The 20993-nt window shown below is 39.6% G+C and carries 15 protein-coding genes and 1 pseudogene; 12 read left to right on the plus strand and 4 right to left on the minus strand.

What is annotated here, in order from left to right:
• Positions 1–18: 18 nt before the first annotated feature.
• From K1I61_RS00650 to K1I61_RS00660, 3 genes and pseudogenes are all read right to left on the minus strand, one after another.
• The gene (locus tag K1I61_RS00650; RefSeq protein WP_223332672.1) at positions 19–2073 is read right to left on the minus strand and encodes an FtsX-like permease family protein; all 2055 of its coding nucleotides are present in this window, start codon (positions 2071–2073) and stop codon (positions 19–21) included.
• Positions 2063–2836 (minus strand): ABC transporter ATP-binding protein, encoded by a 774-nt coding sequence (locus tag K1I61_RS00655; protein ID WP_223332673.1) that lies wholly within the window; start codon positions 2834–2836, stop codon positions 2063–2065. Before K1I61_RS00655 ends, K1I61_RS00650 begins: the two co-directional genes overlap by 11 nt.
• A 244-nt stretch (positions 2837–3080) precedes the next feature.
• Positions 3081–3416: pseudogene (locus K1I61_RS00660) on the minus strand (IS3 family transposase); the annotation flags it as partial.
• A gap of 167 nt (positions 3417–3583) precedes the next feature.
• Between K1I61_RS00660 and K1I61_RS00665 the strand changes: the two are divergent.
• The 12 genes from K1I61_RS00665 (at position 3584) to K1I61_RS00720 (ending at position 20059) form a co-directional block, all read left to right on the plus strand.
• A complete protein-coding gene (locus K1I61_RS00665) occupies positions 3584–3970 on the plus strand; it encodes a hypothetical protein (RefSeq protein WP_223332675.1) in 387 nt (128 codons plus the stop codon).
• Between the two features lie 109 nt (positions 3971–4079).
• A complete protein-coding gene (locus tag K1I61_RS00670) occupies positions 4080–4703 on the plus strand; it encodes a hypothetical protein (protein ID WP_223332677.1) in 624 nt (207 codons plus the stop codon).
• A gap of 565 nt (positions 4704–5268) precedes the next feature.
• Positions 5269–5967, plus strand: a complete 699-nt coding sequence (locus tag K1I61_RS00675) for a class B sortase (RefSeq protein ID WP_223332679.1) — start codon at positions 5269–5271, stop codon at positions 5965–5967.
• Complete coding sequence (locus K1I61_RS00680; protein ID WP_223332680.1) at positions 5967–6593, plus strand: hypothetical protein; 627 nt, start codon at positions 5967–5969, stop codon at positions 6591–6593. Before K1I61_RS00675 ends, K1I61_RS00680 begins: the two co-directional genes overlap by 1 nt.
• Entirely contained in the window at positions 6577–16152 is a 9576-nt protein-coding gene (locus K1I61_RS00685; protein ID WP_223332681.1) for an HYD1 signature containing ADP-ribosyltransferase family protein, read from the plus strand. The genes K1I61_RS00680 and K1I61_RS00685 overlap by 17 nt, the downstream gene beginning before the upstream one ends.
• Positions 16153–16162: 10 nt before the next feature.
• Positions 16163–16453, plus strand: coding sequence for a DUF6881 domain-containing protein (locus K1I61_RS00690; protein ID WP_223332683.1), 291 nt, complete (start codon positions 16163–16165; stop codon positions 16451–16453).
• Between the two features lie 85 nt (positions 16454–16538).
• Entirely contained in the window at positions 16539–16670 is a 132-nt protein-coding gene (locus tag K1I61_RS09035; protein ID WP_223332685.1) for a ribonuclease domain-containing protein, read from the plus strand.
• 1 nt (position 16671) lies between these two features.
• Positions 16672–17058: a barstar family protein gene (locus K1I61_RS00700; protein WP_223332686.1), complete on the plus strand. Its 387-nt coding sequence runs from the start codon at positions 16672–16674 to the stop codon at positions 17056–17058.
• A 233-nt stretch (positions 17059–17291) separates the two neighbouring features.
• Positions 17292–18347 (plus strand): RHS repeat-associated core domain-containing protein, encoded by a 1056-nt coding sequence (locus K1I61_RS00705; RefSeq protein WP_223332687.1) that lies wholly within the window; start codon positions 17292–17294, stop codon positions 18345–18347.
• A gap of 13 nt (positions 18348–18360) precedes the next feature.
• Positions 18361–19056: an HNH endonuclease domain-containing protein gene (locus tag K1I61_RS09010; protein ID WP_223332688.1), complete on the plus strand. Its 696-nt coding sequence runs from the start codon at positions 18361–18363 to the stop codon at positions 19054–19056.
• Position 19057: 1 nt separating this feature from the next.
• Positions 19058–19711 (plus strand): hypothetical protein, encoded by a 654-nt coding sequence (locus tag K1I61_RS00715; protein WP_223332691.1) that lies wholly within the window; start codon positions 19058–19060, stop codon positions 19709–19711.
• 177 nt (positions 19712–19888) lie between these two features.
• Positions 19889–20059 (plus strand): hypothetical protein, encoded by a 171-nt coding sequence (locus K1I61_RS00720; RefSeq protein ID WP_223332696.1) that lies wholly within the window; start codon positions 19889–19891, stop codon positions 20057–20059.
• A gap of 22 nt (positions 20060–20081) precedes the next feature.
• On the opposite strand, the gene K1I61_RS00725 is transcribed toward K1I61_RS00720, so the two are convergent.
• On the minus strand, positions 20082–20981 hold the full coding sequence (locus K1I61_RS00725) for a tyrosine-type recombinase/integrase (RefSeq protein ID WP_004251176.1): 900 nt from the start codon (positions 20979–20981) through the stop codon (positions 20082–20084).
• Positions 20982–20993: the final 12 nt, after the last annotated feature.

Genomic DNA, 20993 nt, shown 5'->3' on the forward strand with positions numbered 1-20993 from the left:
TTCCTAATTTATTCTATCTTATTCGTCTCTTTTGGGTTCCATTAATGACAACAAATACTTGTTGCTATTTTTCTTTACAATTCTGATATAGATGACTTCGAAGCCGGCTAAGAGAAGTACTATCAGCATGGCTGTGATAAATTTTTGCCCCATGGCCATTCTTGCACTGGCTGGTAATATTCCTGTGAGGAGGGAGCTCACTCCGAAGCTACTACTGATAAGTGCAAGAGCAATTGGCAGACCAAAATACCAATTGATTTGCTTTTCTGAAGATTTACAAAGAGTTTCATAGTTGGCTCCAAGATGGATTAAGGTCTGGTATCGTCTGTAGGATTGTCTTTGTCCCATCAAAAACTGAACGCCAATAATTGTATTTGCGACAACAAGGAAGATGATAGCCAGATAGATGGTGATATAGCTGGCAGAGATAATGTAAAATAATTGTCTTCCCATATTTTGTATATAACTTTCATAGCCAAGAGGACTTTGATTCAGCTTTTTATTAGTATCTGAGATAGCTTTCATTAGGCCTTTTTCCTTGACCAGCTCAGGATCCAAGATACCACTAACATAATTTGAATACCGATCATCTGTATAGCTCATAAAGGTCTCATCTGGGACTATGAGGGCTACAGAAATGGTTATTTCACGGTCCGTTACAATCGGTAAAGACTGTACTTCGCCAATCAATTTTACATCATTTCCCATGACTTTGATTTGAGGGGTTGCTTTCAGAACAGAGTTAACCAAGTTCTCATCAGGGAGAAAATCTTTCCCCATATACAAGTAGGCTTCCTTGCTAGTTAGTTCTAGAGGTAGCAGACCTGCAGCCATTCTAAGTTCATTGTATTCGGAAACTGGTATGAGGTGGGAAGTAGTAGACTGTTTAAATTTATGGAGCAAAATTTCCTTGTTTTTACTTTCTTTTTGCTCTTTCAATACCTTGATGAACTGTTCAAAGGACACGGATTCGTCTTCTTTCGGTTTGCCAACTTTGATTTGTAGAATCTTTGAAAACTGTGATGCCAGTCCAGCAGCTTCAAGCTCTTTTTTTACTGTATTCATATCAAGATTTTCATCTGTTTCCTGCTTGCTATCTCTAAATGTATAATCCAAAACGTGGGTTTGATTGCCTGAATTGCCACTTGCAATGGCAACACCTGCTCCAAAGAGGCACAAGGCAGAGAAGATTAAGAGCGAGCAGATAGCTAGTATAGTTGAGCGCTGGATAACTAATTCCTGAATCTGTCTAAAATTATAGGTGTGGAGTTTTCGATTGCTTCCAAGCTTGACTAAAAAGTCTATAAACAAACGCATACCAAAGAAGAGTAGTATAGTTCCTAGAGTCCCCAAGAGAACAGTGATGCCCATTGTTCTGACATTTTCCCAAGCTAGTCCACTCATCCCCAAGTAATAGGCTGTTCCTAGAAGCAAAATTCCGAGGACAGAAGCAAGAAGGTACACACTCTTGGGGAGTAGTTTCTTCATGCCAGAAGGAGAATAGGATAGCAGATCTCCGATTTCCTTATTGGCTGTTTTTGCACTTAAAAGAATAAAGACAGCTAATTTTACGGCTAGGAAACCGATGATTGTATAGAATAGAGCTGTAGTAGATAGAGAAAATTGATGTTCAATAATCCCTAGCCCAACAATTTTAGCGGTTATTAGGCTAATCAGTTCTGAAATCAAGATTGAAATTGGAAGACCTATTCCAAGAGCAAGAATACTGTTTCTCAAATCCTCGAGTAGGAGCAGCAAGAATAGTTTGCTTCTTCGCATCCCTAGCGTTAGATAGACACCAAATTCATGTTTTCTCCTTTCCATCTGCATACTGCTTGCGAAGTAGACTAGAAAAAAGAGAATAAAGAGGGTTGCCACATAAAGAATGGGAATCATGCTAAAGAGTTTATTTACAGCGTCACTCTCTATTTGTTTGAGAAAGATCATCACATCTTGATGGGACAAAGAAAGGATGATGTAAAAGGAGATAATAGAAAGAACCATGGAACTGAAATACAAGCCATTATTCTTTCGATCCCTCTTGCTATTTCTTGAGACTAATTTAGAAAACATTGCCATCACCTCCAGCCAGTGCAGACATGACCTTTAGTATTCTGTGGTAAAAATCTTCTTGACTTTCTCTTGGATAATCGCGTCGAATTTCATGGAATAGTTTTCCGTCTTGGATAAACAAGATGCGGTTGCAAAAGCTGGCAGCGACTGAATCGTGGGTCACCATGAGAATGGTGGTTTCTTCCAATTGATTCATTTCGGATAATTTTTGCATCAAAATGGTCGCATTTTTTGAATCCAAAGCTCCTGTGGGCTCATCTGCAAATACAATCTTAGGGTCTAAAATCAAGGCACGCGCAGCAGCTACCCTTTGCCGTTGACCACCTGATAATTGAGATGGGAACTTATCCAGAAGTTCAGAAATATCTAGATATTGGGAAAGCAATTCTAACCGAACCTTGCTTTCGTTGGTATCGACCTTGTGCAAAGACAAGGGGAGTAAAATATTTTCTTTGGCTGTCAGATTGTCCAAAAGCTCAAAATTTTGAAAGAGGTAACCAATTTCCTTGCCACGATAATCAGCTAACTGACTACCTTTTAACTGACCTAAATCTTTTCCTTGCATTTGAATAGAGCCATCAGTTGGCTTGATGATTGTGGCGAGACAGTTAAGAAGGGTTGTTTTCCCAGAACCGCTACTCCCCATAATTCCTAAGAACTCACCTTTGACAACCTGAAAAGATATACCGTTCAAGGCTTTGGTGATATTCGGTTCTTTTCCATAATGCTTTTTTAATGATTCTACTCGTAAAATTGTTTCCATGTGAAACACCTCCATCTTTTGTTACTTTCATTATAATATGAATCAGAGTAGAATAACACTTACGGATGATGTAAGAAATCTTTATCATTAGGTTATTGGAGCTATACTTACTATATTATAGCATGGTTTCAAGTATTTAAAAAGAGGAGTTGAGAGTCGAGAAATTTTACTAATATTGAAATTATAAAAAAATAATACCACTGTAGTCCATGCTGTACTGACCCCAAAAAGTTAGACAATTAAATTAAGCAAAGGATTTAGTTCTGTATTGTACAGGACTAAGTCCTTTTAGTTTTACCTTAATTCGTTTGTTGTTGTAGTAATCAATATAGTCTACAATAGCTTGTTCCAAGTGCTCAAGTGACTGAAACGTATTCTCATAACCATAAAACATCTCAGACTTAAGAATGCCAAAGAAAGATTCCATCATAGCGTTATCTGGGCTATTTCCCTTACGTGACATAGATGGTTGAATTCCCTTATTCTTTAAAAAATGATGATAGAAATCATGTTGGTATTGCCATCCTTGGTCACTATGGAGAATAGTGTTCTCGTAATGTGTCTCTGTAAAGGCTTGTTCTGAACTGCATCCCAAAAGTTAGATTTTTATGTCTAACTTTTGGGGTGCAGTTCAGTATGAAACATATGCTTTTTTTATTACAGGGCTAGTATATGAACTTGGCCCTCCAGACATTGGCATCATTCAATTCATTTTTAAACTCAATGGACAACAAAAGGAGAAAAAATATGAACATTTATAAAGAGTATTTATGTAAAAAAATTTTAGAGACTGTAAATATCGAAATTGAAACAGGTGAGGACTTTGATGTTACTGTTAATTTTTGTCGTGATGAATATAATTTTTATCTAACATTATTACGCGAAGGAGAAGAACTAGAGTTTGATTTCATTGAAGATAGGTTGAATTTGATTATTTATCACTGTTGCCATGATAAACTGTATTATAGTATTACAGAAATGGATGAGATTTTAAATTTCAAATATGCAATTGATATGTTAGTTGGGTTGTTCGTGGCTAATAAATGGTATACGTTTGTACCAGATTTAACTACTCATAATCTTTGGGAATTGGTTGAACAGTACAAAACGGGTAAATTAAGAGATTATGAATAAAATTGAAACGTCTAGTTATTGAAAAAACGATAACTAGACGTTTCAATAAAACAAGTGAATTATTTTTTAAATATCTGATAGTAAGAGAAAGGTCGAAAGGGATAATGAAATGAAAACTCCAAAGCTATATAATGATTTAATCAATGATAAAAAAATTACCAATGAAATTATTGCAGAATGCGTATATTCCGTGAATAAGCGAGCTAAAAATTATCGTGATAAAATTAAAGAATACAAAAATGGAAGGTTCCATCAGCATTTGGAGAGTAATATTGAAAAAGCGGAAGAGGAAATGGGGAAATACTATCAACTAAAAGAAGAATTTTTGAAAGTATTTACCCCGAATCTGATCCATAAACAATTCATTGGCGAAGAGAAAAAAAGAGTATATAGTTATGAAAAAAACTATGAGAAATTGTTGAAAGAAAAAACTAATGATATTTTTTGGGAAAATAGTTACTATGATTACGATAAAGATATGGAGATCGAGTTTTTTGATTATCATCTAGGAACAAAAAAATATCTATATTTCTTATATTACGAAATTGGGGAATATAGTTTTCATTCACCCGTTTCTGAGAAAATTGTTGAAAGGAAAACTAATCTAGAAATTCAAGAAATTGACGAAAATTTCAAAACTCATGGCTCTAAGATTGAAGGATTGCTGTCAATGCAATTTGTAAAAAAAGTCTTGGAATTACTTCAAAGCGAAGATTATACAATTGTTGACTAGGAGTAAGATAAAGAATTGTGAATAATGGATAAAACAATAACAGTTTAAAGGATGTAAACTTTTCGGAAGAATCTAGCTCAATTTGTGTATTTTCAGGGTAAAATTCACACCTAAGAATACGATATGCAATCTTTCCGACAGCCATTGGAATAACATTTCTATTTATGAAATCTATCATTTCGAAAGATTTCATGGAATCATATAAATATGCAGCGAAATAAGGGTAAGGAATTGCACATTGTGACAATCTAGACCATGAAATATCTAAGGATTCTTCTCAATTAAAAATGATTTTAGAACTCGATTTTCCTATAGAAATTGTAAAAATTGGATCTTTGTAGAATCAAGGAGTCTTCTATCACAAGGGAGTTGTTGTTAAAAGAGGAGCCCATTCTCATTTGGAGAGGGCTCCTCTTTTATGTTAAAAAGTAGCAATCAAACAGGTAATGAAACGGTACACATGTATATGATTATCAAAATATTTTAATAAAAGTATATTTTAAAGGGAAAGTGTATTTACAAGGGTTACAGGGGTCTGTTATAATGATGGTATGGGAGCGGTTACATGAAAATTTTAAGGTTTAGTTTATCATTAATTGCAATGGTTGCAGTTTTATTTTTAGGTCTAAAAATCTTGGATGGATTCGAACAGAAAGCTGTAGAGAAGCATTCTCAAAATGCAATAGAGACGAGGTTTCATCAGAATCCAGATGTCTTTGCTTGGCTAACAGTCGAAGGGACTCAAATTGATTATCCAGTAGCTCAACATCCAAGGGATGATGCTTATTACCTATCTCACGATATAGATGGTAAAGAGACCTATTATGGAGCTATATTTACAGAGCTGGTTAACAAAATAACATTTGAAGATCCTGTCACTATAATTTATGGACATGCTATGTTAGATGATTCTATGTTTGGATCTTTAGATTATTTTGCGAAGCCAGCTTTTTTTAAAGAGCATGAACGTATTACGATTGACACCTTGACTCAACATTTTGAATATGAGGTGTTGGCAGCTCACTCCTATACAGATGATCATCTTTTTCATACATTCAAATTAGGAAGTCGAGAAGGCCTCAGATATTATTTAGAAACATTACAGATAAGATCGTCAGACTATGGGGGATTCTATCGTCAGATAGCCACTGACCCTCAAAAAGATCGATTTTTAATCTTATCAACATGTGATGCTATTGGAAATGACCAACGTTTTGTGGTTACCGCTCGTTTAAAAAGTGTTAAAGAAAGGACAAGTAAATAATGAAAATATCAAGACTCCCAAGGTTCTGGAGACTAGCTACTGGCTTGCTGTTTTTAGGAGTGGGGCAACGCCTTCTATTTACAGGTGCGATTTCCCCGGTGCTAGTCGATAAAGGGTTATCACTCATTCTGACCTTACTCAGCCTACTATTTTTAATGATAGGAACAGTTCTTATTTTTCCAATAGCGATCTGGTTTTATAAACAGTATCGATCAGATAAACGTTTAAATCACACTATTCTGATTTACTTGTTTAGTGTGATTTTATGCGGAATTTTCATCGGCGGCTTTGGTCAAATTTTATACGATAATACAAGTTTGGAATATGATCATGTCAAGATTGCTATCTGGGTTTTTACTACCATTATCCAAACTTTTCTTAAAGTAGTCTTATCCTATAGCTTGGTTAGTATCTATAAGGCTTTACCAATGAAAAGTAGAGCAGAGCAAATGCGACTACCTGGTCTAGTATCAATGATTATCGTTACTGTTTGTTTAGCTATCGCTGCTTGGTTTCCAATACTAGGTTCTTTCGTTTTATCAATCACTGATGCTCTTATTTTAATTTTTACACTTTATTATTTTATTTATCTTACAAAGGAGAATGATGATGAAAAGACTTCGTAAGACCATACAGTGGTTATTATTGCTGAGTTTGTTTGTTTCTAACATGCCGTTGATTTATGCGGAAGAAATAAACCAAGCAATTAAACAAGGACAGTCTGAGGAAGCTTATAAAAAAGCTGTTACAGAGGCGAGTAGCCAGACTGTTGGTTCTGAAAATGCGAATACAGAAGGAACGACAAGTGCTGACGCCTCATCAAAACCAGCAAAAGATGGAGGAGATGCCCTACAACAACCAAAGGTGATCAACGAAGAGAGTAAGGCAGAGGCAGAACTCAAGAAACAATATGGTGAACCAGTAGCGGTTAGTGGGCAAGAACAATTGTTTCGCGTTGATGATACTCACTTTGTGACGCATATTGGGAGTGATATTAAAACCTATATTGATAAAGAAGGGGTAGAAGTTCCTGTAGATTTATCTCTTTATTCTTATCATGCTAATGGGAAGCACTATTATCTACCTAAAGAATCTCCAGTAGGAGTAGTTCTTCCGAGCGAAGTCAAAGAAGATACTCCCATTGATATTACACATAAGGATGACAAAATTTCCCTGTATCCGCTTGATAAGACATACGAACAAGCAACTGTAGAAAAGAATGCCATCTTATACAACAATGTCGATGGCAAAACAGATGTGCAATATACGGTACAGTCTAATGGAGTCAAAGAAGAAATCATCTTAGCCGAGTGGGGTGGGAAGAACTCCTTTACTTATGGTTTGGATGCATCTAAGTATGATGTTTCTTTGAAAGACAATCAAATCCTTGTCCATGAAAAGGGGAAAACGAAGATTCTCTTTGTACTAACTGCTCCAATGATGGTGGATAGTGTAGGTGCTACAAGTAATGCCTTAACACTTGGATTGAAAAAAGGGGATGGTCGTCATGAAGTGACAGTCACAGCTAGTAAAGAGTGGTTGTCTGATTCTGAACGTAAGTATCCTGTTCGGATAGACCCGACTGTAACAGTTCCACGAGAAAAAATTCTTGATATTGTTACCTCATCTGTACATGGGCAATATCAAGGTTACTCTTATGGGTATGTTGGATATCTAACAGCTGAAATGATCGGAATGACGGGTGTTCCAGGTGTTCGTGACATCGGACGTGCAAGGATGTACTTTAAGATTAATTACGATTTTCAAAAGAGTATTCCTAAGGAAGCGCGTATTGATAGTGCTAGTCTAAACATTTATGAATATACGGCACCAGGTTCTCAATCAACCCAGTTTGCAGCTTATCGCTTGAAACAAGATTTTGATATCAATAACCTCACATGGGATACTTCTGTGGGACTTGATATGGAAATTGCAGGAAAGAATGCGAGCAGTGGTAAGAAGATTGGGATGCATAACTTTGATATCCGTGAGACTGTAAACGCATGGGTTCAAGGTTTGGAACCAAATTATGGTCTAGTTGTAGCTGCAACAGACGAAGGTTCAGATGGTGGGGCCTTCTATACAACCGAAGCGACGGCAGAAAATGCAGGACAGATTGGGTTTACTCCAGACAAAGCTCCTAGTTTGACGATTAATTGGTCCGTTCCAGATCCAGTTGATGTCAAGTATCCAATTGGGAACACTACCATCAATCTTCGGACCATGGTGAAGACAGATAAGAAAGGAAAGCTGCAATTTCAAGGAGTCTTTGCGGATGGTCTGACAACACCGGGTGCTCAGGTTGATTATAACCTAAGTGACACTGCGAAAGACTACAAGGGACAAAGCTCTGCAAGTTTTTCTTACAAATACCCTGATAGTAGTTCCTTTGATGCGGCCTTTGAAAAGGGAACGACCAAATATAAAGACAAGCTCTCAAACTGGCAGACTCAGGTGCCTTTCACAGAACCTGAACTAAACAAAGTTTATACGATTGACGCAGAGAGTAAAAAGGATAGTCAAACTAGTGGTAAAAAGTCAAGTGATACTTTCTTGATTTACAAAGTTACTCAGTTTGATACCCTTCCAAAGATTGCGGCATACTATGGAGTACCACTCAATCAACTTGCTTACGATAATCGTATCCAAGATATGATGGTTGTACAAAATAATACCCTTTTTATTCGCAATCCAAGAAAGAATGTTGATAAACCTTATAATCCACCAGCCTTGACATCTAATACCAAGGCAGAAATAGACAGGCTTTTAATGGGTCGTGGTCTTCACTGTGAGTTTGGATTTGAACCTATCAATCTAAACACGGGTAATTTCTACCTAGATCGAACAGATGTTTCTATCACAGATATTGACGGGAAGTTTGAAATTACTCGTGCCTATAATTCTAAAGCGGCAGGCATCAATAGTCTCTTTGGTCGAGGTTGGTCATTTGCCTTTAATGAGCAGTTATCGAGCGATGAAGACCAAAATCTTTACTATACTCGTACAGACGGTTCGATTCTTAAGTTTACGAAGGATGGTGATAAATATCGTGCTCCAAGTGGCTATGACCTCACTCTCGAAGTAAAAACAGTTGAAACAAAGAAAGGTGACTTTGGAGGAGATGAAAAAGAAGACTACGATGTTAAGGAATACCGAATTGTTGATCACAATCATCAAGAGAAAACCTTTAACTATCATGGTCTCTTAACGAGTCAGACAGATGAAAAAGGCAATAAAACAAGCTTTGATTATAATGAAAATTACCAGCTGGTCAAGGTTACATCTCCTACAGGCTTGGTTTATAGTATCACCTATAATACAGATGGCTATATTGGTGCGATTCAAATCCCTAATGGCTCAACTTTGACCTATGAATATGACACGAATGGTCATTTGATTACCTATACGGACGCTACGGGAGTTCCTACTCGTTATGAATATGACGATAAGGGACGTATGACAGCCTGGTATGATGGAAATGGGACCAAGGTTATCCAAAACGAGTACGATGAGGAAAATCGTGTCATCAAGCAAACAGATGGTGCAGGTGCTGTTTCAACTCTTTCTTATAGTGAAGGTCAGACAATCACTACCGATGGAAATGGCAATCAAACCGTATATACTTACGATGAGCAATATCGCACAACTGGCATTCGTTATGCCGATGGAACTAGTGTCTCAAAAACGTATGATGACAACAACCGTCTGTCAAGCGTGACGAATGAAGCGGGGCAAACAACTCGCTACACATATGACAGCAATGGCAATACCTTGACAGAAACGCGTTTTGATGGTGCGGTAAAAACTTCTAGCTATGATGAGAAGAACCATCTTCTGTCTTTGACCGATTTTAGTGGTGCCTCAACAGCTCATACCTATGATGCAAATGGCAATCTAATCCAGACAACATTGCCAGACGGGTCTAAGATTACCTATACTGTCGATCAGCAAGGACGCATCTTATCTACTACAGATGCTGCTGGTCATACAACTTCCTTTGCCTATCAAGGTGCGAATCTGGTAAGCCTCACTAATCCTTTGGGAGGCGTATCAACCTTTACCTATAATGCACACAATCAAGTCACTAGCATTACGAATCCTCTCGGTGGGATCAAGACTTTTACCTATGATGCAGAAGGTCGCAAGCTGAGCGAAAAAGATGCCGATGGTGTTGGGACGAGCCATACTTTTGACAAGGCAGGTCAAGTGACAGCTGTGACAGAAGGCAATGGTAACACGACTACCTTCACCTATGATGGTTTTGGCCGTAAAGTCGGTGCTTCGAATGGAGAAGGTGGAACCTATAGCTACACTTATGATGGAGTTGGAAACCAGCTTTCCGTGACTGATGCAGACGGACACGCTACTAGCTATACATATGATAGCAAGGGTCGTTTCCTAACAGAAACCAATGCTTCAGGTCAAACGACTACCGTTACTCGTGATGCGTTGGGTCGAATTGTCACTCGAACCAATGAAGCAGGTAATAGTAGCAGCTTGACTTATGATGATAGAAACAATGCCGTTAAAACTATCACAGATGCTCTGGGGCAAGTTACTCAAAACACTTATGATGCTGCAGGCAAACTAACCTCAGTCTCTTACCCAATCGGTACAAAGGCAGAGACTACTTATGATATCACGGGTCGTGTGCTATCTTACACCGATGAAGCAGGTCAGACAGTGACCTACACCTATGACAGTGTTGGTAATAAACTCAGTGAAACCAAAGAGAAAAAGACTACCAGCTACACCTATGATGCAGCGGGAAATGTGACAGGTGTTACCTACCCAGATGGTAGCAGTGTTTCATATGTGTTGGATGCGATGGGGAATATCCTGTCCATGACAGACGCCCTTGGAAAAGAAACGACTTATGAATATAGTAAGGCAGGGCGCCTGATCGCAACGACCAATGCCTTGGGTTACCGCACTAGCATGACCTATGATGCTAATGGCAATCAAAATAGTCTTACAGATGCGGCAGGCTATACTGCTAGCACGACTTATACAGGCCAAAATCAAGTTTCCAGTATTACAGATGGTTTAGGCAATGTCACTAAGATGGCCTACAACCAGATGGAACAGTTGACAGAGTTGACAGATGCCTTGGGTGGAAAGACTCAGTACACCTATAATGAGCTGGGCTATCCGACCCAAGTCACCGATGCCAATGGCAATGTCACTAAGATGACCTATACTTCAACGGCTCAACTGGAAGAAGTGACTCTTCCAGATGGAACTACCGTAAGACAAGAATACGATGCCCTTGATCGTCTCATCAAGCAGACGCATTCTAGCGGTTTGGTAACAGAGTATAGCTACGATGCCGCCAACCGAGTAGTGAACAAAAAAGATAATCAGGATCTCAGTGAGACCTACACCTACGATAAGGCAGGAAATCGTCTCACTTTAACCAACAGCTTGGGTGAGGTCACCCAATACAGCTATAATAGCGACAACCAACTGACTAAAGTGGTCTACGCAGATAAGACCAGCGAAACTTTCACCTATGATGTCATGGGCAATGTCGCAAGCTCAACCGACCAAGAAGGTAAGACCAAGACTTATCACTATGATCAAAACGGCAATCTGCTTAAGATTGTTGATCACCTAAAACGTGAAACCAAGTATAGTTACGATGCTCTCAACCGAGTGGTGACAGAGTCGGATGCCGATGGGAATACCTCTTCTTACGAATATGATGTCCTTGGCAACCTTTCTAAAATGACCGATGCCAATGGCCATTCAAGTAGCTATGGTTATGATGCCAATAAAAAATTGGTACTCTATACAGATCCAAATGGTCAAGCGACAGCCTTTAAGTATGACCCATTAGGACGAATCATCGAAACAGTAGCTCCGACAGGAAGTAAGCAAAGCTTCAGCTATGATGCTTTGGGAAATCGTTTGAGCGAAACAAGTGGCGAAGGTCATACAACGACCTACAGCTATGACAGTATGAACCGTGTCAGCAGCAAGAAACGTCCAACAGGTGGAGAGACTCAGTATGCCTATGATACTACAGGTAGCTTGGCAAAAGAAACAGATGCCAACGGTCATAGCACCAACTATGTCAATGACCTTTATGGTCGTGTGACCAAACGCACCTTACCAAATGAGGCAGCATACACCTACGCCTATGATGCCTTGGGACGTCTCACCAAGCAAACAGGTCCACAGGGGCTATCGAAAACCTATAGCTATGATGTGTCTGGAAACTTGGTGAAAGAGACAGACCAATCCGATCGAAGCAATCACTATAGCTATGACAAGGTTGGCCGTCTCTTAACGGCTAAGAACGCTCTTGACCTTGAAACCAAGTATAGCTACGATGAAGCGGGAAATCTAGCCAAACTGACCAAACCGTCCGGTGCTACAACCACCTTTGACTATACGACCCTCGATCAACTAAAAACGATCAAAACGCCAACTGGTCGAACAGTGGAGTCAAGCTATGACCCAGTTGGTCAAGTGACCAAACGAACTATCAATGGTAAACGCGAAACGACCTATACCTATGATCCGAATGGCAATCTCCTTGAGGAGACGAATCCTCTCGGTCAAGTAACCAAGCGGACCTATGATAGCCTCAATCGCCTCACCTCAGAAAGCGATACGGCAGATCAGTGGACTAAGTATAGCTATGACCACGACAATCATCTCACGAAAATCACAGATGAAGCTGGTGGCGTCGCAAGTATGACCTATGATGCCAATGGCAACCTCACCAGTGTCACATCCGGAAGCAAGCGTGTCAAGACCTACACCTATGACCTAAAGGATCAGTTGCTTACAGCAACACAAGGAAGTGGAGAGAAGGCTTCTACCTCTAGCTATACCTACGACAGTGTGGGCAATGTCACTTCGGTCACGAATGGCAATGGCAAGGTCACAAGATACAGTTATGACCAGCTTTCCAATCTAGTGGAGCGCATGAACAGTCTCGGAGATAAGGAGACCTATACCTATAATGTCAATAACCAGCTCGAAAAAGTAACCAAGTCCGATGGGAAAACCATCAGCTATGATTACAACAAGCTGGATCAACTGCTCAAGGTGGAGTACTCTGAAAAGCAAGAGGGTCAAGTCCTCTATACCTATGATGCGGATGGCCGTCGGGTGTCTATGAGTGATCTGACAGGAACTAGTCAGTACGCGACCAACGAAGAAGGCGAGATCACGGGTGTTCGTCAGGGAGATGGTAGCCTGATTCAGTATGAGTATGATGCCTATGGCAATATCTCGAAGATGATTTACCCAGATGGTAGCACAGTTTCTTATACTTACGATGAACTGGATCGCCTGACTTCCGTGACAGATGTCAAGGGACAAAAGACCACCTATAGCTATAACCAAGCAGGGGATCTGACGGAAGTTAATCGAGGAGATGGAACCAAGAGCTTCTTGACCTATGACAAGGCTCACCGTCTCACCGAACTCCGTCACATGGATAAGCAGGACAAACTCATCTCTAGCTACGGCTATGAGTATGACGATGGTGGCTATATCGCTAAGGAAACCATTAAGCAGGATGGCGAAACCCTAGTCCATACCTATACCTACGATACTCTGGGTCAAGTGGAAAACATGACGGTATCGGATGGAGCTGGTAAGGAACTCTCCAAGCTCTCCTACACCTATGACCTAGCGGGTAATAAACTGACCAGCACCGAGACAGTTGATGGCAAGGAGAGCCAGACACACTTTACCTACGATGATCATAACCGCTTGACCAAACTAGAAAGTCCAGATGGTACCATCACCTATACCTACGATAAGAATGGCAATCGTATCGCTTCTGAGAAGAATTCAGAGAAGCTAGACTACATCTACGACACAGAGAACCGCCTGCTTGCGATCAAGGACAAGAAGGGTCTTCTCATGGCTGCACTTTACGACGGAGATGATAATCGTGTCTTCACTGCTAGTCGCAAGGAAGGCAAGAACACTTATCAACTCTTCCAACGCAAGCCAAAGGAAAGCAAGTCAGGTCGTAAGTCACCATATACAGCCCCAAGTGGGGAAGAAAACTCTCTCTTCTGGTATGGCTTTAGTCAGAATGTCCTCCAAGCCCTATCCACGCTACCGCAAACGATAGGAAGCATCTGGCATAGCATCTTTGACGATGTGTCGAGAGCCTATCACCAGAAAGTGGCTAAGGATCGAGCGACTAAGGAAGGAATCGTGGTCAACCCACCAGAACTCGGAAACTTACCGGGTCAGGGAGAAGTGACCTATGCCAGTCAGGTTCAGGATGTCCTGATTCCTTATACCACACGAGAGGATACTTACAACTACTACGAGGAACGCAACTATGTCAACGATGTCAATCGTGAACATACAGAAGTCCTTGAAACCTATGACCATGATGGCAAGGCACGAGAGACCTATAGCTATGGTCGAGGTCGAGCTAGCTACCTCAACAACCAAACAGGTGACAGCTACAACTACTTGACTAACCAGTCAGGCTCTGTGACAGGCTTGACCAAGGATGGACAAGCCGTCGCATCAAGCAACTATAACCTCTATGGGGCAAGCAAGGCAAGCACAGACACAACAGGTCAGCCATTTGCCTATAACGGCGAAGCTCGTGACGATACTGGAGTTGACTATTTACGAGCAAGATATTATGATAGTCAGGGAGGTACTTTCTTAACCGAGGATAGCTACCCAGGTGAGGACACAGATCCTCTCAGCCAGAACCTCTACAGCTATGTGCAGAACAATCCCGTCAACTACACCGACCCGAGTGGACACTTCTGGAACAGTATCAAAAAAGGTTGGAACTATGTTAAAAAGACGGCCTCTAATGCTTGGAATGGTGTTAAACGAGTCGCCTCTAATACCTGGAATACGGTAAAAAGAGTGGCCTCAAACACCTGGAATGGTGTGAAGAGTTTCGCCTCCAAAGCTTGGAATGTGACCAAGAGTGCCTTTAACCACGCGACTAACTGGGTCAGTACCCAATACAACCGAGCGGTTAATTGGGGTAGTCGACAGTGGAATAAGGTTCAAACGGTCTACAATAGTGCCAGTGACTATGTACAAACGGTCTACCAGCAAGCGGCTGCACAGATAGAGGCTAAGCGCCAACAAGTGATTCAGTCTGCCTATGCGATAGCTACAGGTGTCAAGTCTTCCCCAACCATCCGAGAAGGCAAGAATCTATATCGGAATTGGAATACGTCATTAGAAAACACATTGAAACATGTCTGTGATCCAAAAACAACCGGTGCCTCCGATAAGGGAGAAAATAAAGTCCCATCTGTCGCAGATTTTAGAAAGTATGAAGAGGCGGCAAGATATGGACTAACAGTCTCTGAAAAAGCTAATATTGATTCAAATTCTCTTAGTGAACTGAAAAACAAATACGGTAATGTTCTAGGAAACTATAATACTTATCAAGGCACAGGCTACTTTAATCCACAGGGGTCACCTATAAATAGATACATCATCTCTCGTTATGAAGTATTAAAGTCTATTGAAGATGATAAGGTAGCTCAAAAAGTAGCTGAGATGAATAAGTATCACTATACTAACCTATACGAGCATATTGCTAAAACAGGCTACCGTATAGATGGGACACCAGCGAGTGATATAGAGAAAGCTATCGCTCCATATGTGCCGTGGATTGCACCGATTCAAGATGTAACGGCTGCGATTGCTGGTAGACAGGTTGCTAAGTACAATTCTAGTGTTCCGACTGGTAATGGTAAGCAGTGGAGTAGTAGTGAAACAGTTCAAGCTCCTAAGGCTGATGTTGTGACGACGAAGCCTACAGGTGGACGTCTACCAATGACAGTAGAGAATCTCCAAATGTTTGCAGATAAGCCAGATATTGTTGATAAACCATCTACTTTATATCATTATACGTCCGAGAAAGGGTTGGCTGGAATATTAGATACAGGAACTCTAAATCCATCGTTAAAAGCGAATAATCCTAAAGATGCTCGCTATGGTAATGGTCAATATTTTACGGATATTGCTCCAGGTTCTAAAAGTAACGGTCAATTATCTCGAGAGTTTTATGCTACACCATGGAAATACAAGCAAACTTCTCATTATCTTGAAATTGATACAAATGGTTTAAATGTTATAAAAGGTAGAGAAGGAGTGTACCTTGTTCCTAATGAATCTTCTCTTGATATAACAAATCGTGTTGTAAATTATGGTGAAAATTAGGAGAAAGCTAATGAAATATTATAGAACTTATTGGGAGCAGTCATCTCTCGAATATGCAACATGGATATTTTCGGAAGTTGATAATCAGGGGTATGAGATTAGAAAACTAGAAATTTTTTTAGATGGAAAAATTAGTTATTATGATGCTAATATTCCCTTTGAGTTGGGTGAATTTCCTACCGATGAAGATTTAGAATCTATCAACGATAGTGAGGAAATTACCGTAATAGAAATTTCAAAAAATGATTTTGAAAAAACATTACAACTTTTTAATGATAATAATCAGACGGGGGGCCAATAATGGGATACTATCGAACTTATTGGCAACATGATGATGATTATCCTGTTTGGATTTATTCTGAAATTGATAATCATAGATACGATATATGTATAGAGAGTTTGATATAAATTCAAAAATTGTTGATAGTACGAGAGACGCAGAGCGTTTTGTTAAAGGAAGTGATGGTAGTTTGTATTATACAGATAAGCATTACGAGCAATTTATAAGGGTGAAATAAGGTGAATGTATATAAACGAATAACAAAATTAGAGAAAATATACTTAATGTTCAAATTCTCTGGTTATTTTAATCTAAATATTGATGGAAAAACAGTACAGAGTGAAAAAGATGCTGTACAGATATTAGCAGAAGGTTTTAATATTGACGATCTCCAAGATGGTAATTGGGATGAACTAGCTGATCGTCTTGAGCGTCCTGACTATATAATCCCAGATAGCATTAATATTTTTATAAATAATGCAAAGTATCTTTTTATCAATGATGAAATTTCTAAAAATATTTTTTTAGAGATTTTATCTGACACTGTTTTGTGGTGGGATGGAGGCGTTGAGAGATACATAGTTGATGGTAAGAGAAAAAAATTTAATGTTTATATCATTGAATAATGCCATTTCATCGAGATCTAAACAAATAAAAGTATATTGCTGAATGTGGTACACCCCAAAATTTAGATAGAAAGTCTAATTCTTTGGGGTGTTTTGCTATGAAATCATCAAAAGATTAAATTTTTTGTCTCACCGAACTCCGCCATGTAGATAAGCAGAATAAGCTCATCTCTAGCTATGGTCGAGGTCGAGCTAGCTACCTCAACAACCAAACAGGAGACAGCTACAACTACTTGACCAACCAGTCAGGCTCTGTGACAGGATTGACCAAGGATGGACAAGCCGTCGCATCAAGCAGCTATAACCTCTATGGCGCAAGAAAGACAAGCACAGACACAACAGGCAATCCATTTGCCTATAACGGCGAAGCTCGTGACGATACTGGACTTGACTATTTACGAGCAAGGTATTATGATAGTCAGGGAGGTACTTTCTTAACCGAGGATAGCTACCCAGGTGAGGACACAGACCCTCTCAGCCAGAACCGTTACAGCTATGTGCAGAACAACCCCGTCAACTACACCGACCCGAGTGGACACTTCTGGAACAGTATCAAAAAAGGTTGGAACTATGTTAAAAAGACGGCCTCTAATGCTTGGAATGGTGTTAAACGAGTCGCCTCTAATACCTGGAATACGGTAAAAAGAGTGGCCTCAAACACCTGGAATGGTGTGAAGAGTTTCGCCTCCAAAGCTTGGAATGTGACCAAGAGTGCCTTTAACCACGCGACTAACTGGGTCAGCACCCAATACAACCGTGCGGTTAATTGGGGTAGTCGACAGTGGAATAAGGTTCAAACAGCCTACAATAGTGCCAGTGACTATGTACAAACGAAATACCAGCAAGCGGCAGCACAGATAGAGGCTAGGCGCCAACAAGTGGTTCAATCTGCCTATGCGCTGGCAACAGGTCGGAGTTCTTCCCCTACCATACGAGAAGGTATGAATCTCCTTCGAAACTGGGGTACAGCCTTGCAGAACACCTTAAAACATGTCTGTACAACAGCTGAACGAGTCAAGAGTCAAGTCGTTGATTTCGTGAAAAATGTCGACTGGAAGAAGGTTGCCGTAACTGCAGCAGCTATCGGTGTCGGTATTGCTCTTACCGTAGCGACTGGAGGTCTTGGAGCCCCCGTAGCGATGGCTATCGGTGGTGCAGCCTCTGGAGCAATCATCTCAGGATATGATGCCTATAGTTCTGGCCAACGTGGTTGGGAATTGGTTGGTTCGATCGCTAAAGGAGCAGGAACAGGTGCTATCTCAGGTCTTATTGGCGGTCAATTGAGCTAGTCTGGCAACCAATGTGACTCAAAATATTGGCAATCAAGCAGTTCGACAAGTTGCCAAGATTGGAGTGGAATCAGCGGTTGAGACTGCGATTGACACAGGTATTGATTTGGCCACAGGAAATAAGATTACTGGTCAAACAGTCGCCATGAACTTTGCCTTTAACACCTTTACCAACGGAGCAGGTAGTGTATCTCCTAAGAAGGCCCCTAAGGCTGATATTGTGACGACGAAGCCGAAATCAGGGGATGTACCAGTCACGAGACCACGTAAGGATGTAACCCCTGTTCAGCAACTAGCATTGCCTGGGCCAGCTAGTAAACCACTTGCCTTACCAGCGCCTAAAACTACAGCTAAACCGGATTTTTATGTAAAGCCTTCAGGGGATACGATACCGGCTACTAGCCCCTACTCATATTTGCAAGATTCTAATTATGTTGACGTTGGTAAGAAATTTACTGCGACTCAAAAGGAAGCTATTATAAAAGAGAATATGGTAAGAAATGGTGGAGTAGTTCGCTCAGACTTATCTGGAGAAATTTTATATAGACCTCAAAAAAGTCAAAAAGGTGTTACACCTAATCCCAACGAGTGGCAAATAGATCATATTATTCCTAGAACAAAAGGCGGTTCTAATAGTTATGCTAATGCACAGGTTCTTTCTAGATATGAGAATCGAATGAAATCTGATTATTATTCAGGAGGTGATTGAGATGTCTTATGCTTTAAATGTAAAGACTTTATATGAAGGATGTTATTTAGCAAGTATTTCTTGCGCAGTTATGTCCGCAAAATTTCCAGAACTTTCTTTTGAGCACTCTTGGGACGGGACTAGTTATTCCGTTCAGGATGGTTTTGGCAGTCGAGGAACTGTTACGTTTGAAAATGATGTTTGTGTATGTGCTATTCGGTCTGATAATAGTGAACGTTTAAGCCATTTTATTCCTTATACATACTATTTTGAAAATTGTCCAGTTCAGAATTTTCGATTGGCGGAGGAAGAGGCCTTGCAATATCTATTGGATGAAAGGAATGGAGAGATTCTCCCCGTTATTACAGCTTGTTTCTGGAATAATGGGAATGAATTAGAATCTAATGATAGTTGGAAGGATATATTCTCTAACGGTGGGGAGATTTTGATTCCTCAACTCTCTTCTTTTGAAATTGGTTTAGAGCATTGGAAAAATTACTATGGTATGAATACAGCGGAGTTGAATTTAGTTCTAAAATTATTCAAAGAAAAAGTGTCTAATCCGCAACAAGATATTAGATTGACTGATGATGTAGAAATCTTATCTAAATATGGATTAGAGGGATTTAAGGAAGCTAAGGGATTATTAGAAGGCATGTGTATTTATGTGGATTAGTAGACAATGTGTTGGCTAACATTAAAAAATCTCTTGAAGAATTTCTTCAGGAGATTTTACTTATGGCTTATTATAAAGTTTACTTCTAGCTGAATATATTGATACCAACATCACTTCTGAGAAGAACTTAGAAAAACCAGCTACCTCAACAACCAAACTGGTGACAGCTACAACTACTTGACCAACCAGTCAGGCTCTGTGACAGGCTTGACCAAGGATGGACAAGCCGTCGCATCAAGCAGCTATAACCTCTATGGGGCAAGAAAGACAAGCACAGATACGACAGGGGACCCATTCGCCTATAACGGCAAGGATCTTGACGATACTGGACTTAATTATTCAGGATAGGGCTACCTCCATGAAGGTAGCCCTATTTTTTTGACTGTGAATGAATCGAAGCGATGGGATTACACAGAGTTAGAATTTCTTTTTGCTTTGACTGAGATACATGAGTATAGATTTGTGTGACTGAGATAGAACTATGTCCAAGAATTTGTTGAATGTATCGAATATCTACGTCGTTATCTAGAAGCATTGTTGCGAAACTATGTCTAAACATATGGGGGGTAATAGGTGTAGTTAAGTTATGTTGTTCAACAAGATTATTTAGAATTAAACGTACACTTTGCTCTGATAATGGTTTGAGAGAATATTTTCCAGGGAATAGGTAGTCACTGGTTTGAAAGCAGTAGTTATTTATATATGTTTCTAATAAGCTAAATGTTATTTGATCTCCTAAAAATAGGATACGTTCTTTCTTACCTTTTCCCATAATATGGAGAGTCCTATTTGAAAGATTAATATTTTTGAGATGAATATGACAAAGTTCGGAAACCCTAATACCAGTTGAAAGTAATAAGGAAATGATTAGCAAATTTCTTTCAGCTTTTTGTTTTTGATATTTAGATTTTGAATAGGTAACTTTCTCTTCTAAATGTGAAAAAATACTTTTCAAAATGTCATAAGGAATTGTTTTAGGTAATATTTTTTCCGTTCTAAATTGAAAACGTAATTGATTAAAAGGATTCTCATCAACTAAATTCTGATATTTCAAGTAGTTGTAAAACACCTTCAAACTAGCGATTTTGCGACGTAATGTATTAGATTTAAGATTGGATTTTATCAAATGTTCAACATAGGTTTCCACACGGGTGTAATTTGAATTGTAAAATTGCAAAATATCATTTTTGTAAGCTCTAATCGTATGTGAACTTAAGCGTCTATGAGTTTCGCAGTGGTCTAAGAAAGTAGAAATAAGTGTATAATCCATGAATAACTCCTT

This window comes from Streptococcus infantis, assembly GCF_019929665.1.
Classification (GTDB): domain Bacteria; phylum Bacillota; class Bacilli; order Lactobacillales; family Streptococcaceae; genus Streptococcus; species Streptococcus infantis_H.

What these genes read in the sequence shown, in the direction of transcription:
- K1I61_RS00650 (WP_223332672.1), bottom strand. Translation starts at nt 2,073, where the DNA reads ATGTTTTCTAAATTAGTCTCAAGAAATAGCAAGAGGGATCGAAAGAAT.
- K1I61_RS00655 (WP_223332673.1), bottom strand. Translation starts at nt 2,836, where the DNA reads ATGGAAACAATTTTACGAGTAGAATCATTAAAAAAGCATTATGGAAAA.
- K1I61_RS00665 (WP_223332675.1), top strand. Translation starts at nt 3,584, where the DNA reads ATGAACATTTATAAAGAGTATTTATGTAAAAAAATTTTAGAGACTGTA.
- K1I61_RS00670 (WP_223332677.1), top strand. Translation starts at nt 4,080, where the DNA reads ATGAAAACTCCAAAGCTATATAATGATTTAATCAATGATAAAAAAATT.
- K1I61_RS00675 (WP_223332679.1), top strand. Translation starts at nt 5,269, where the DNA reads ATGAAAATTTTAAGGTTTAGTTTATCATTAATTGCAATGGTTGCAGTT.
- K1I61_RS00680 (WP_223332680.1), top strand. Translation starts at nt 5,967, where the DNA reads ATGAAAATATCAAGACTCCCAAGGTTCTGGAGACTAGCTACTGGCTTG.
- K1I61_RS00685 (WP_223332681.1), top strand. Translation starts at nt 6,577, where the DNA reads ATGAAAAGACTTCGTAAGACCATACAGTGGTTATTATTGCTGAGTTTG.
- K1I61_RS00690 (WP_223332683.1), top strand. Translation starts at nt 16,163, where the DNA reads ATGAAATATTATAGAACTTATTGGGAGCAGTCATCTCTCGAATATGCA.
- K1I61_RS09035 (WP_223332685.1), top strand. Translation starts at nt 16,539, where the DNA reads ATGTATAGAGAGTTTGATATAAATTCAAAAATTGTTGATAGTACGAGA.
- K1I61_RS00715 (WP_223332691.1), top strand. Translation starts at nt 19,058, where the DNA reads ATGTCTTATGCTTTAAATGTAAAGACTTTATATGAAGGATGTTATTTA.
- K1I61_RS00725 (WP_004251176.1), bottom strand. Translation starts at nt 20,981, where the DNA reads ATGGATTATACACTTATTTCTACTTTCTTAGACCACTGCGAAACTCAT.